Source organism: Alteromonas sp. a30 (assembly GCF_026788005.1).
In the GTDB taxonomy this organism is placed as follows: Bacteria; Pseudomonadota; Gammaproteobacteria; order Enterobacterales; family Alteromonadaceae; genus Paraneptunicella.
This window is the reverse complement of the sequence record NZ_JABEPE010000026.1, coordinates 26,801-40,343: the sequence shown is the minus strand read 5'-3', so window position 1 is coordinate 40,343 and position 13,543 is coordinate 26,801. Positions and strand designations below refer to the sequence as shown.

Here is a 13,543-nt window from a genome sequence, read left to right as displayed (position 1 = left end):
CATCAAAGTGTTTGGTTACATCATGCGAAATAACGAATCCAAACAATTTGATTTACTGCGATTACTGGCGCTAAGCAGGCGCGCTTTATAATTCAGGAAGTGGTGTGCAAACGCCACCCGCTTCACTTTCTCAAAGGCGCTTTCGCATCCCTGCTCGCTCAGCACTTTTCTTCCTGAAAAGTATGCTTTTCGAAAGTGAATCAGCCGCCGTTTTTGGCGTTTGCTTGCTGGTAGTTCAAAAGTTAACGGTAGAGAATTAGACGCAAACCCTCAGCCGCAGGGAAGCGGCCGTTGAATCTACATGTGCAGCGTACTGGGAAGTATCCCCGGCGAGTTTGCGATAAAACTCTATGGGTGACTAACAATTACACCACAATAAAAGCGGCTATTTAGACGCGTTAAGCAATTTGAGTTTATTGCTTAATAACGTTTTAAATCCGGCTAAATCTTTCGGGCTGTCTGGGTGGTTAGGCCACACCGCTAAAAAGCCATATTCTAACGATTCTAGCGCCTTGAAGTGCACAAGGTGGTCATATTCACCGGTAAACTGTTTTTGAACTTGGTCTAAACGATACAACACCGCCATCCCTAACAAATCATCTTCGCCTAACAAGCTTTGCTTACCAAAAGTGGCAATCACGCCCCAATTGCCTTCCTGCATTTTTACAAACTCGGTATTGTCGTGATCAACTAAGCCTGTTAATAAATTATTTACAGGCTCTGAAAGTGTTACCGACACCATGGTGGTTGGGTCGCCAGCATGAATGCTGTATTGCGTTGTGGCATCAATCTTTTTATCAGCCACATCCCAGCCTTGGTAGACCACTTCAAACGATGCACTGGTGTTGTTATCTGCAAGCAGTCTCCAGCTTGTTTTGTCTACATTTTGCATATGCATTAAAGTGTTGTCATCCATACGTCCTAATGCTCCTAACCCCAACGACTTACCTACTTTTAAGGCATCTGCGCCCCAATCGGATAAGTGGTGATAACTGTCGTATCCATCTTGCCCAACTTGGTGCAAAACAGGTTCACGACCCGTTTTAACAAACACATCAATACCATTGCGCCAATCTAAATATAAGCGATAACCAATCAAGTCGTTTTCCCAGCCGGGGCCTTCATAACGCAAAAAGTATGAATGATCGGTAAGTTGCGGAGGCGCAGTGAAAGACTCCACATTTTCAAACTCAAATCCATCTGCTTCATAAGCGTTACCGACCCATTTTCCGCCTTTGCGTACCGATAATTCTGCGTATACCAAATCTTTCGATGCCATATCCTGTTGCGAATGCGGATGATCGTGGTCAGCGGCTTGCGATGATGAATGGGTATGCGACGCGGATTCATGCGCCTTTTCGTGACTTCCGTTACATCCTGCTAACAAAATGCCTGCGGATATACAGCTTACAAGTAGACGCATTTTCGTCATAATTGGCCTCCGAAAAAGAATAAATAGAGCACACTAAATTGAGTGCGTTAACTAGAGCGTGTTGATCTTAGGTGTATATATAACGAACCCGAAATTGCATACAAACGGCTGCAAAAATACACACCAAAAATTAACATGCTCTATCATTAATATATTGACATTTGCCACCGGTGGCAATTATTTTAAATCTTGTTAAAATATTGTAGCGAAAATGAGGTTTGGCCTCACTTTACACACTAAATACAGTATCAACGATGCGGAGAATTCGATGCCAAATTTCAGTTTAACGGGCAAAAGAGCGTTAGTTACAGGCGCAAGCCGAGGAATTGGTCAAGCAATGGCAGTAGCGCTAGCAGAAGCGGGCGCACAGGTGATTTGTGCAAGCTCTAAAGCTGGCGGCTGCACACAAACGCTAGAAAAAATTAACGCCATTGGCAATACAGAATGCGTTGAAATGAGCGCCGATTTGTCGGACATGGATTCGGTCGCAAAGCTTGCAGAGGATGCATTAGCCCAATGGAGCGGGCTTGATATTTTGGTCAACAACGGCGGCACCATTTATCGCAGTCCTGCTCATGAATTCCCATTAGAGCAATGGCAACATGTGCTGCGTGTTAATTTAGATTCAGCTTTTCTACTCAGCCAGAAAATCGGTAAAGCCATGATTCAACAAAAGAGCGGAAAAATTATCAGTACCGCGTCTATGTTAAGTTACAGCGGCGGTATTACCGTTCCGGCGTACACGGCAAGTAAGCACGCCATTGCGGGAATGACCAAAGCCCTTGCCAACGAATGGGGGCAACACAACATTCAAGTGAATGCGATTGCGCCGGGTTATATTCGCACCGACAACACGCAAGCTTTGCAAGACGACGAAAAACGCAGCACCGAAATTTGTGCGCGTATTCCAGCAGGTCGCTGGGGCGAAACCGAAGATTTACAAGGCGCGCTGGTGTTTTTAGCGAGTTCTGCCAGTAACTATGTTAACGGTCATGTACTTGCCGTTGATGGCGGTTTTTTAGCTCGATGATCACCAAGAGCATCCTTCGTTAACCTTATTCAACCCAATCACTCGGCGCATCTATACTAGAGTCGACGAGTGACAAAGAGCCAAAGAGAGCCAAAGAGAGCCAATATGAGTACAGAATGTGAAGTCCGCTATGCCATCGGACAAAAAGAAGCTAAGGCATACGACACCGAAGAATTACGCGAAGCGTTTTTGGTTGAAAACCTGATGCAGCCGGGAAAAGTATACTGGGTTTACACTCACTACGAACGCTTTATGGTGGGCAGTGCAGTCCCGACTACCGGCCCACTGAAATTGGAAACCATCGAGGGTCAGCTAAAAACACCTTATTTCACCGCTCGTCGCGAAGTCGGCGTGATTAACGTGGGTGGCGCAGGTAAAGTTGTGGTAGGCGATACCACTTACGAACTCGCCAAAGAAGAAGCGCTTTACATTGGTAAAGATAACGAACACGTTGAGTTTCATTCCGTAGATGCCAACGACCCTGCTAAGTTCTATTTGAACTCCGCACCCGCGCACCACGCGTATCCGTGCAAGAAAGTCGGTCATGGCGATGCCAATGTGCTTAAGCTTGGTAGTCAAGAAACCAGCAACGAGCGGGAAATTGCACAATTGCTTATTAATACCGTTGTCGATACCTGCCAATTACAAATGGGCTTAACGCGTTTAAAACCGGGTAGCGTTTGGAACACCATGCCAGCGCATCAACACGACAGACGCAACGAAGTTTATTTCTACCTAGACGTCGAAAGTGGGCAGGCAGTGTGTCACTTCATGGGCGAACCCACGCAAACTCGTCACCTGTTCGTGCAGAACCATCAAGCGGTGATTTCTCCCCCTTGGTCTATTCATTGCGGCGCGGGAACCGCAAACTATGCCTTCATTTGGGGTATGGCGGGCGAGAATCTCGACTATGACGATATGGACAAATTCCCACCAGACGCACTCAGGTAATCGCGCTATGACGGCATTTAGGGCTTTACGCTTTTTCACACTTTTCGCATTAACAATGGTGTTGGCTGGCTGCAATCAAAACAGCCAGCAAACCGACGACGATGTGGTGATTTTGCGCTTAGGACACACGCTTGATACCAAGCACTCGGTTCACAAAGCGATGGAATACATGGGCGAGCGCCTCGAAACGCTTTCCAACGGCAACATGAAAATTATCATTTACCCAAGCAGCCAATTAGGCACAGAACGGGAAATGGTAGAACTGCTGCAAATTGGTTCGTTATCCATGACCAAAGTGGCAGCCAGTCCGTTAGAAGGCTTTGCTCCCGCCATGAAAATTTTCAGTATCCCTTATGTGTTTCGGGACAACGATCACTATTGGAAAGTGTTAAACAGTGAGCTTGGTAAAAGCTTACTTGATGGCATAAAGCCCTTTCGTTTAAAAGGCTTGGGATATTACGATGCTGGCAGTCGAAGCTTTTACACCAACGACCGCCCTATCAATTCCCCAGCCGACTTAGCGGGCCTAAAAATACGTGTATTAAATAGTCCAACAGCCGTAAAAACGGTGCGTACGCTAGGCGCAGCAGCAACACCCGTATCTTGGGGTGAGCTTTACACTGCGCTACAGCAAGGCGTTGTCGATGGCGCGGAAAACAATCCGCCAAGTTATTACTTATCACGACACTACGAAATTGCCCGCTACTATTCTTTGGATGAACACAGCTCCGTGCCGGATGTCATGTTGGCGTCGTTAAGAACGTGGGAAAATCTCACACCCCAGCAACAATCATGGCTACAACAAGCCATGGATGATTCCGTGGTGTACCAGCGTAAACTGTGGCAAGCCTCTACTAAAGAATCGTTGGAGAAAGTCATTGAAGATGGCGTCGAAGTGATTTATCCAGACAAAAAGCCATTTCAGGAGGCGGTTAAACCTTTCCACGATAGCTTAAAAGGCACGCCGGTTGGCGATCTCATCGAACAAATAAAGGCGATGTAACATGAAGAAATTAGTGCATCTTGTTGATACTGGGTTGTCTTGGGCGCTCATTGCCGCCATGGCCTCTATTTTATTAGTGGTGGTTTGGCAGGTTATTTCTCGTTTTATTTTACAAGACCCGGCCTCCGTCACCGAAGAGTTATCTCGCTTTATTTTAATGTGGATAGGCATATTGGGCGCAGCTTATGCTTATCGCCAAAAAGCGCATTTAGGCTTAAATCTTGTAGTTGAGCGCCAAGCGCCACACGTTAAGAAATTCATTCTGCTGCTCATTGAAGTGCTAGTTTTGATTTTCAGTGCGGTTGTGCTTGTGTTTGGCGGCAAAGGCTTGGTGAATTTAACACTAGAACTAGAGCAAATTTCAGCGGCATTAGGCGTTCATATCGGCTTCGTTTATACCGTATTACCCATTTCTGGCGTGCTCATTATCTTCTATTGCATTGTCAATATGATGGAGATTTTATCCGGCACTCAACAGGAGCAATCATAATGGAATTAACCGCAATTGTTTTAGTTGTTACCTTTTTCCTTTTACTCATCCTCAATGTGCCGATTTCGATTAGCATTGGTATTGCCACGTTAGTCACCATGGTCATGAGCATGGATTTGGTGCCTGCCACCATCACCATTGCGCAGCGTATGGCAAGTGGCTTAAACAGTTTCGCCCTGCTCGCCATCCCTTTTTTTGTGATGTCAGGATTGCTCATGGGGCGAGGCGGCATTGCACGAAGGCTTATTGAATGTGCGATGGCACTACTTGGGGCGTTACCCGGCGGTTTAGCCTTGGTAAATGTGCTTTCTTGTATGTTGTTTGGGGCCATTAGCGGCTCTGCTGTAGCGGCAACTTCTGCCATTGGTAGCTTTATGTTGCCAGAGATGAAAAAGAGCGGTTACAACCCCAATTTCAGCGCTGCCGTGACGGCGGCAGCAGCCACTACTGGCATGTTAATTCCCCCGAGCAATATCCTAATTATTTACGCCGTTGCCAGCGGCGGTGTGTCGATTGCCGCCCTGTTTATGGCAGGATACGTGCCCGGTATTATGGTGGGATTAGCGCTGATGACAGTATGTTTAGTTTACGCAAAAATCAACAAATTCCCGGTAAGTGATCGCTTACCAATGAATGTAGTTTTAAGCAAACTTTTCTCCGCTATTCCAAGCTTATTCCTGATTGTGCTAGTGATTGGCGGTATTGTTGGCGGCATTTTTACCGCGACAGAAGCGGGCGCTATCGCCGTGGTTTACTCACTGTTGTTGTCAGTCGTGGTGTACAAAGAAGTGAAAGTGAAAGAGCTAGCCGACATTCTGCTCAAATCCGCTGAAACCACGGCCATTGTTATGTTGCTGATTGCCGCTTCCACAGCTATGTCGTGGTTACTGACCTTTGAAAACATTCCCCAATCACTGAGCGCGTTTTTAGTCGGCTTAAGCGATAACCCTATCGTTATTTTCTTGTTGATTAACTTATTGTTGATTGTGGTTGGTGCCTTTTTAGACATGACACCCGCTGTACTTATCTTCACGCCAATCTTCTTGCCTGTGGCAACGGAATTAGGCATGTCGCCATTGCAATTCGGCATTATGATTGTGCTTAACCTGTCCATTGGCTTGTGCTCACCACCGGTTGGCTCGGTACTATTTGTCACCTGTGCGATAGCCAAAACCAAGCTGGAAGATATCATCAAACCCTTACTACCACTGTATTTAGCTATGTTTGCGGTATTACTCCTTGTCACTTACGTACCCTGGTTTAGTGAAGCATTACCGCATTGGTTAGGGTTTTAGCCAGCAATTAACACCCCGCTAACAAGACATCCCTGCCGATTAACGTTATTATCGACGCAATCGGCCCAATCTAGGCTCAATAGCGGTGAGTATGAACAACTCACCGCCTTCGGTTTAACCTTCAAATGTTATACCTAACTTCGCACGAAATTGGGCTTTATCAAGTTAGAGGCAATTTAAACAGCATTGTTAAGGTCTCTAAGCTTCCTACATAACGAATTAGGATGTCACGGTGAAGAAGCCAACGATTAATGACGTAGCCTTTCAATCAGGTGTATCTAAACGCACTGTTTCTCGGGTAATTAACGGTGCCAGCAATGTCAGTAAAGCAACGCGAGAACGCATTCAGCAAGTCATTGATGAATTGGGATTTTCTCCGGATAAACAAGCTCGAGGGCTGGCAGCAAGCCGTTCGTACCTGATTGGTTTGGTGTATGACAACCCAGACGCCTTGTACATCGATCAAGTTCAACGTGGTGTACTCGAAATCTGTGCTAAACAACATTACGAACTGGTTGTCCATCCTTGCAGTTACACAAGCGATGACTTCATTGAAAAATGCATCCAATTCGTTAGTCGTTCCAATATTGATGGCCTTATTATTTTGCCTCCTGTGTCCGAATCAAAGGAGCTTGCCGCAGCGTTAAGAGAAAAAGAAATCAAATATGTGCGTATGGCTTCTGTGGATTTAGATGACCACGCTAACATTGTGGTATCCGATGATCGCGCCGCCCTAAGCGACTTGGCAAAATACCTTGTTTCTTTAGGACACAAAGATATTGCCGTGATTAGTGGACCAAAACGTTATTACTCTTCCATTGAACGTTTAGAAGGCTTTTGTACCACCTTGTCGCAACTTAACGTTGATGTCCCTCCACACCGTATTGTGGAAGGCGCAAACAGTTATGAAAGCGGCATTGAATGCGCGCGAGAACTACTCATACAAACACCTCGCCCACAGGTAATCTTTGCTAACAACGATGAGATGGCAGCAGGAGTTTTAAAAGTCGCCCATGAAATGGGGATTCCCGTACCACAAGAACTCAGCGTAGTGGGCTTTGATGACAACTTATTGGCCTCTCGAATCATTCCGTCGCTTACCACTGTTCGTCGCCCAGTGACCTCAATGGCCTCTCTCGCCGCGCATAAAATTATTTCCATGTTAAAAGGCAAGAAGGCTGAGGTCGAAGAAAATTACCTTGTAAAGCCGCACCTTATTATCCGAGAATCAACTAAAAAGTCATAAACCCGCACTTGAATATTGATTGAGATCATTTTCTCAACTAAAATGCCACCGGTAGCATTTGTGTAAACAAACTGTTTTCGTTGAGTAAACATTTGAGACGAAACACAACTATAGGCGAACAGAACAACCATGCTTGAGCAAACCTTAGTCATTCGAGTTCATCCAAACGACAATGTTGGCGTGTTAACACAGCCTCTTGACGCGGGTACTCATCTCCCCGAATTTGGTATTCGCCTAAACGACGACATTCCAGCCGGACACAAAGTGGCGCTGCAATCCATTACTCAAGGTGAGTTAGTCGTAAAATACGGTTTTCCAATCGGAAATGCCACCGATAGCATCACCGCTGGCGACCATGTGCATAGCCATAACCTGAAAACCGCACTCACCGGCCAAGAAACGTATCAATACCAAGCATCAGAGCCAAAAGCCACACAACCAAGCGATGCCACCTTTATGGGATACCGTCGCCAAAGTGGCAAAGTGGGTATTCGCAACGAAGTCTGGGTTATTAATACCGTTGGCTGCGTCAACCGCACCGCCGAGCGAATTGCTGCCGAGTGCGAGAAAAAATTCCAAAACGTATGCGATGGCTTTCGTGCCTTTACTCACCCTTTTGGTTGCTCTCAGCTAGGTGATGATTTAACCGATACTCGCGCCATTCTTGCCGCCCTAGCCTCTCACCCCAATGCTGGCGCGGTGTTAGTTGTAGGTTTAGGTTGCGAAAACAATCAACTTTCTTCGATGCTGGAGCTTATCGATCAGCCTCAGGCACGTATTCGTTACTTTAATTCTCAAGAAGTGATCGATGAAGTAGATGAAGGCATCGCCTTGGTTGAATCCATGTTAACGGAAATGCGAAAAGACACTCGCGAGCCTGTCCCCGCCAGTGAATTAGTGCTTGGCATGAAATGCGGCGGCAGCGATGCCTTTAGCGGAATTACTGCGAATCCTGTGGTTGGGCGTATGACCGACCTCATCACCCAAATTGAAGGTTCAGCCATTCTTACCGAAACACCAGAAATGTTTGGTGCAGAGCAATTGCTCATGAACCGCGCGGTAGATGAAAACACGTTTAGCCAAATCGTTGATTTAGTGAACGCGTTCAAACAATATTTTATCGACCACAAGCAGCCTGTTTATGAAAATCCCTCTCCGGGCAATAAAGCTGGCGGCCTCACCACCTTAGAAGAGAAATCCTTAGGTGCAGTACAAAAAGGTGGGCAAGCCACAGTGAACAGCGTGTTGCAATATGGTCAACCGCTTCACAGCAAAGGCTTGTCGCTATTACAAGCGCCGGGCAATGATGCTGTGAGTTCAACCGCATTAGCGGCGAGTGGCGCGCACATTGTGTTATTCACCACCGGACGCGGCACGCCGTTAGGCTTTCCCGTGCCGACAATCAAAATCTCGTCAAACTCACGTATTGCCGAGCAAAAGCCACATTGGATCGACTTCAATGCCGGACAAATTTTACAAGGTATGTCCATTGATGATTGTGCCGCTCAGTTATTCCAGCAATGCCTCGACACCGCATCTGGTCAACTGACCTGTAATGAGAAAAATGGTAGCCACGAAATCGCCATCTGGAAGCGCGGCGTAACCCTATAAGAAGAGACTGTTATGAAACCAATACTTTTACATGAAGATCGCCTTTTCCCTGTTGATAAAGCCACTCGCGATGTTGCCAGAGCGCTTTATCAATCTGTAAAGGACCTCCCCATTATCAGTCCACATGGTCACACCGATCCGAGATGGTTCGCTTACAACGAAAACTTTGGCAATGCCACAGAGCTATTTATTCTGCCCGATCACTACGTGTTCAGAATGTTGTATAGCCAAGGCATTTCCCTTGAATCGTTAGGTATTCCGCGTTGGGATGGCGGTGCAACCGAATCCGACCCACGTAAAATTTGGCAAATTTTTGCAGACCATTACTACTTGTTTGCCGCAACGCCTTCAAGAATGTGGCTCGATACCGTTTTCCATGATGTCTTTGGTTTGCGCGATATGCTGTGCAGTGACAACGCTATGGAATATTACGACCACATCACCGCGGAATTAACCAAAGCCGAATACAAACCACGAGCGTTAATGGATCGCTTCAATATTGAAGTTATCGCTACCACAGAAGGCGCGTTGGACACACTTCCACATCATGCCGAAATGCAAGGCACAGGCTGGGATAAACGCGTTATCACCACGTTCCGCCCAGACGATGTGGTCGACGCTTCTCGCGAAGATTTTGTTGATAACATTGCACGTTTAGGTGAACTCACCAACGAAAACACCCAAAGCTGGAGCGGCTACCTCAATGCCTTGCGAATTCGTCGAGAAGTGTTCCGTCAACATGGCGCAACCGCCACCGATCACGGTCATCCGACTGCACTCACCGCCGACCTTTCCACAGCAGAGTGCGAAGCCTTATTTGCGCGTGTAATTAGCGGCGACTCAAGCGCAGAAGAACAAGAATTGTTCCGTGGGCAAATGCTTACCGAACTTGCCGGTATGAGCATTGAAGATGGCATGGTCATGCAAATTCATCCGGGGTCGTTCCGTAATCACAACCAAACCTTATTCAAAGCATTTGGTCGCGATAAGGGCCACGATATTCCCATGCAAACGGATTACGTGCGCTCACTGCAACCGTTGCTTAATAAGTACGGCAACGACCCGCGTTTAAACATCATTTTATTCACCTTAGATGAAACCGTTTATGCGCGGGAACTTGCCCCTCTTGCGGGCCATTATCCTTGCTTGAAATTAGGCCCTGCGTGGTGGTTCCACGACAGCCCAGAAGGCATGTTGCGCTTCCGTCACCAAGTCACCGAAACCGCGGGCTTCTTCAACACCGTTGGCTTTAACGACGACACCCGCGCGTTTTTATCCATTCCTGCGCGTCATGATGTAGCTCGTCGCATTGATTGCCGCTTCCTTGCCCAGCTTGTTGTTGAACACCGAGTGAGCGAGTCAGAAGCGGCTGATTTAGCCGTTCAGTTGTCTTACAACTTAGCCAAAAAAGCGTATAACCTAGGGTAATTTCATGTCGCGATTGAGCAAAAACACGCTATCAACTCTGCCACAAACCGTTCTTACGCCGGAATACGACTTGGCGTCGACGGAAACCGGCATTGTCCACTTAGGTCCCGGCGCATTTCACCGTGCGCATCAGGCTGTATATACCGACATGGCCATGAAGCACGGCGGTAACTGGCGAATTGATGCGGTTTCCATGCGTAGTAAAGGCTTACAAGAAAAGTTATCAGAACAAGACAACTTGTACTCTTTAGTCGTGCTTGATGAAAAGCCTTATATGCAAGTCATTGGTGCGTTTAATCATATTTTCGTGCTCAATGAACAACGTGAGCAGGTAATGGCAAGCATGTGCGCCGCTAGCACACACATCATTTCCAGCACCATTACCGAAAAAGGCTATTGCTTAAATGGTCAGGGTGATTTAGATGTTCATCATGCCGACATCAAACATGATTTAGCCAACCCAGAATCCCCCATTTCTGCTATTGGTTTATTAGTTGCTGTTTTGCGACAACGCCAAATCAGCGGCGCAGATCAGCTTACCATTATTAGCTGCGACAACTTGTCCAACAACGGCGATAAGCTCGGCAAAGCCGTGCTGGCTTTTGCTAATTTAGTCGAGCCTGAACTCGCGTTGTGGATCCAAGAAAATATTGCATTTCCCAATACCATGGTCGACAGCATTACGCCTGCCACCGACGAAGCACTGATTGCACTAGCGCAGGAGAAAATGGGCCTAACCGATGCGTGGCCCATTCAACGTGAAGGCTTCACCCAATGGGTCATTGAAGACAAATTCAGCGGCCCGCGTCCTGCATGGGAAAAGGTAGGCGTCACCTTCACAAACGATGTTCACAATTACGAAAAAGCCAAGTTGCGTATTTTAAATGGCACTCATTCAAGTCTTGCCTACATTGGTAGCCTTGCAGGGTTAGATACCGTTTACAATGCCATTAGCCAGCCAGCATTAGCGCAATTCATCCGTCGTTTATTGCTAGAAGAAATCATTCCTTCTATTGCCGGTGCCGACGATATGAATTTGCCGCAATACGCTGAAGAAATTTCACAGCGCTATCACAACCGTCACATTCGCCACTTGTTAGCGCAAATTGCGTGGGACGGCTCCCAAAAGCTGCCGTTTAGAATTTTAGATACCGTTCGCGACAACCTTGCCGCAGGGCGCAGCATCACTTGTTTATGCGTGCCATTAGCTGCATGGATTCGTTTCATTGCATGGCGACACGAAACCGGCGTTGAGTTGGTTGACCCACTCTCGAGCACCTTGTTGTCGCTTGCTGAAACCCACAAAGGCGACCTACAACAACTTGGCAACGCCATTTTGAATTTAGATGCGGTGTTTGCCGATTTGGTTGATCACACCGAGTTCCGCGAAACCGTGCTCACACAACTCAACACGTTGACCTCATTAAATGAAGCCAATCTTAGCGATTGCTTAGGAGATGTATAATGCAAGGAATCAGTTCAGTCATTACCGGTGCCCCTATCTTGCCCATTCTTCAACCGAAGAGCCCTGAGCAAGCAGTGGCGATTGCTGGCGCGGTCAGAGCCGGTGGGTTAACCAACTTAGAGGTAGTACGTCGCACCGATGCGGCTGGCGCAGCCATTACCGCCATCCGCGAAGCGTACCCCGATATGATCGTCGGCATGGGCACAGTGCTAAACGAAGCACAGGTGCAAGAAGCCATTGATGTGGGCAGCCAGTTTATCGTTACCCCAACGGTCAGCCCACGTTTGCTTGATGCATTAATGGCAGCCGATATTCCTTTTATTCCGGGAACCGCCAGCCCTTCCGATATTCTGATGGCGAGCGAATACGGGTTAACCGAACTCAAGTTTTTCCCTGCTCACCTAAATGGTGGTGCAGGCTTCTTAAAAGCCGTTAGTTCTATTTTTCAAAACATTCAGTTTTGTCCAACTGGTGGTGTATCAGCGCAAAATATCAATCAATATTTACCCTTGGCGAATGTGTTTGCTGTCGGCGGCTCATGGATGATCCCACAAGACAAGGTAGAGGCAGAAGATTGGCAAAGTATCACTCAAAGTTGTGCTGAAGCGATCACCCTTTACAACGAGAACGTCCAGTGAAACAGATAGTAATATTCGGAGAATGCATGGTGGAACTCATCAATAAAGATGCCAACACCATGCTTAAAAGCTATGCCGGTGACACCTACAACACGGCCATTTACTTAAAACGTTGCGCGCCTGCAACTCATGTGAGTTACATGACCACCGTAGGCTCCGACTTTTTAAGTGATGAGCTTATGTTGCGTATGGGTGAAGAGGAAATTTGCACCGAATATGTATATCGCAGCGAAACACTCAACCTTGGGCTTTACATGGTACGCAATGACCACCAAGGCGAGCGCACCTTTGCCTACTGGCGCGATAACTCTGCCGCCAAACAAACCCTCAACGTAATGAATAGTGATTTAAAAGACGTGGGACTCTTTTATTTCAGCGGCATCTCGTTAGCCATTCTCGACGATGCGCAACGTGACAAATTATTCAGCCAACTCACCCGGCTCAAAGCGCAAGGCACAAAGATTGTTTTCGATCCTAACTATCGAGAACGCTTGTGGAAAAATCCTGAAGACGCACGTTTGTGGACCGACAAAGCCTACGCTATTTCCGATTTGGCTTTCCCCGGCAGCGACGATCATCTAATGCTTTATGGTCACACCAGCAACGACGATATTTTCCAGCACTTAGCACCGTTTAATATCGCTAACATTGTGATTAAAAAAGGTCCTGAAGGCGTGCATATTCAAAGTGGTGGGGAGTATTTCATTGTGCCCGTTGAGCGCCTTGCCAAAGTGGTGGATGCTACCGCAGCAGGCGATGCCTTTAACGGCGGTTTTTTAGCAGCATACTTACAAGGACGCGACCTTACCGATGCCGTTGCCTTTGGTGCAAAAGTGTCGGCCAATGTTATCAGCTATCTGGGCGCGATTATTCCAAAAGAAAATTTTAATGTAACGCTGTAGCCGCTCGTTCGGCTTGCACGTTTTGGTCTTTAGAAAGCCGAAATCCAATTTC

At 47.1% G+C, this 13,543-nt stretch carries 12 protein-coding genes; 11 read left to right on the top strand and 1 reads right to left on the bottom strand.

The genetic code is table 11. The features are described from left to right. Nucleotides 1-385: 385 nt before the first annotated feature. Complete coding sequence (locus HJG39_RS17445) at nt 386-1,432, bottom strand: DUF4861 family protein (RefSeq protein WP_268411340.1); 1,047 nt, start codon at nt 1,430-1,432, stop codon at nt 386-388. Nucleotides 1,433-1,700: 268 nt separating this feature from the next. On the opposite strand from HJG39_RS17445, the gene HJG39_RS17440 reads away from it, so the two are divergent. The 11 genes from HJG39_RS17440 to HJG39_RS17390 all read left to right on the top strand — a co-directional run bounded on the left by HJG39_RS17440 (nt 1,701) and on the right by HJG39_RS17390 (nt 13,491). Continuing rightward, nucleotides 1,701-2,462, top strand: coding sequence for an SDR family oxidoreductase (locus HJG39_RS17440; RefSeq protein ID WP_268411337.1), 762 nt, complete (start codon nt 1,701-1,703; stop codon nt 2,460-2,462). Nucleotides 2,463-2,567: 105 nt separating this feature from the next. After that, nucleotides 2,568-3,413, top strand: coding sequence for a 5-dehydro-4-deoxy-D-glucuronate isomerase (kduI, locus tag HJG39_RS17435; protein ID WP_268411335.1), 846 nt, complete (start codon nt 2,568-2,570; stop codon nt 3,411-3,413). 7 nt (nt 3,414-3,420) lie between these two features. Further along, entirely contained in the window at nt 3,421-4,416 is a 996-nt protein-coding gene (locus tag HJG39_RS17430) for a TRAP transporter substrate-binding protein (protein ID WP_268411332.1), read from the top strand. A gap of 1 nt (nt 4,417) precedes the next feature. Continuing rightward, on the top strand, nt 4,418-4,906 hold the full coding sequence (locus HJG39_RS17425) for a TRAP transporter small permease (RefSeq protein ID WP_268411330.1): 489 nt from the start codon (nt 4,418-4,420) through the stop codon (nt 4,904-4,906). Then, nucleotides 4,906-6,201 carry a TRAP transporter large permease gene (locus HJG39_RS17420; protein ID WP_268411327.1) on the top strand — a complete coding sequence of 432 codons (1,296 nt, stop codon included), beginning with the start codon at nt 4,906-4,908 and terminating at the stop codon, nt 6,199-6,201. Before HJG39_RS17425 ends, HJG39_RS17420 begins: the two co-directional genes overlap by 1 nt. A gap of 232 nt (nt 6,202-6,433) precedes the next feature. Continuing rightward, nucleotides 6,434-7,447 (top strand): LacI family DNA-binding transcriptional regulator, encoded by a 1,014-nt coding sequence (locus HJG39_RS17415; protein WP_268411324.1) that lies wholly within the window; start codon nt 6,434-6,436, stop codon nt 7,445-7,447. Nucleotides 7,448-7,576: 129 nt separating this feature from the next. Further along, nucleotides 7,577-9,058: a UxaA family hydrolase gene (locus HJG39_RS17410; RefSeq protein WP_268411322.1), complete on the top strand. Its 1,482-nt coding sequence runs from the start codon at nt 7,577-7,579 to the stop codon at nt 9,056-9,058. 12 nt (nt 9,059-9,070) lie between these two features. Then, a complete protein-coding gene (gene uxaC / locus HJG39_RS17405; RefSeq protein ID WP_268411320.1) occupies nt 9,071-10,486 on the top strand; it encodes a glucuronate isomerase in 1,416 nt (471 codons plus the stop codon). A 4-nt stretch (nt 10,487-10,490) separates the two neighbouring features. Then, nucleotides 10,491-11,951, top strand: a complete 1,461-nt coding sequence (locus HJG39_RS17400) for a mannitol dehydrogenase family protein (RefSeq protein ID WP_268411316.1) — start codon at nt 10,491-10,493, stop codon at nt 11,949-11,951. Beyond that, a complete protein-coding gene (gene eda, locus HJG39_RS17395; RefSeq protein ID WP_268411313.1) occupies nt 11,951-12,589 on the top strand; it encodes a bifunctional 4-hydroxy-2-oxoglutarate aldolase/2-dehydro-3-deoxy-phosphogluconate aldolase in 639 nt (212 codons plus the stop codon). Before HJG39_RS17400 ends, eda begins: the two co-directional genes overlap by 1 nt. Next, the gene (locus HJG39_RS17390) at nt 12,586-13,491 is read left to right on the top strand and encodes a sugar kinase (protein WP_268411311.1); all 906 of its coding nucleotides are present in this window, start codon (nt 12,586-12,588) and stop codon (nt 13,489-13,491) included. The genes eda and HJG39_RS17390 overlap by 4 nt, the downstream gene beginning before the upstream one ends. Nucleotides 13,492-13,543: the final 52 nt, after the last annotated feature.

Coding starts and splice junctions, on each gene's coding strand:
- HJG39_RS17445 (WP_268411340.1), bottom strand. CDS start 1,432: ATGACGAAAATGCGTCTACTTGTAAGCTGTATATCCGCAGGCATTTTG.
- uxaC (WP_268411320.1), top strand. CDS start 9,071: ATGAAACCAATACTTTTACATGAAGATCGCCTTTTCCCTGTTGATAAA.
- eda (WP_268411313.1), top strand. CDS start 11,951: ATGCAAGGAATCAGTTCAGTCATTACCGGTGCCCCTATCTTGCCCATT.
- HJG39_RS17410 (WP_268411322.1), top strand. CDS start 7,577: ATGCTTGAGCAAACCTTAGTCATTCGAGTTCATCCAAACGACAATGTT.
- HJG39_RS17430 (WP_268411332.1), top strand. CDS start 3,421: ATGACGGCATTTAGGGCTTTACGCTTTTTCACACTTTTCGCATTAACA.
- HJG39_RS17420 (WP_268411327.1), top strand. CDS start 4,906: ATGGAATTAACCGCAATTGTTTTAGTTGTTACCTTTTTCCTTTTACTC.
- HJG39_RS17440 (WP_268411337.1), top strand. CDS start 1,701: ATGCCAAATTTCAGTTTAACGGGCAAAAGAGCGTTAGTTACAGGCGCA.
- HJG39_RS17425 (WP_268411330.1), top strand. CDS start 4,418: ATGAAGAAATTAGTGCATCTTGTTGATACTGGGTTGTCTTGGGCGCTC.
- kduI (WP_268411335.1), top strand. CDS start 2,568: ATGAGTACAGAATGTGAAGTCCGCTATGCCATCGGACAAAAAGAAGCT.
- HJG39_RS17400 (WP_268411316.1), top strand. CDS start 10,491: ATGTCGCGATTGAGCAAAAACACGCTATCAACTCTGCCACAAACCGTT.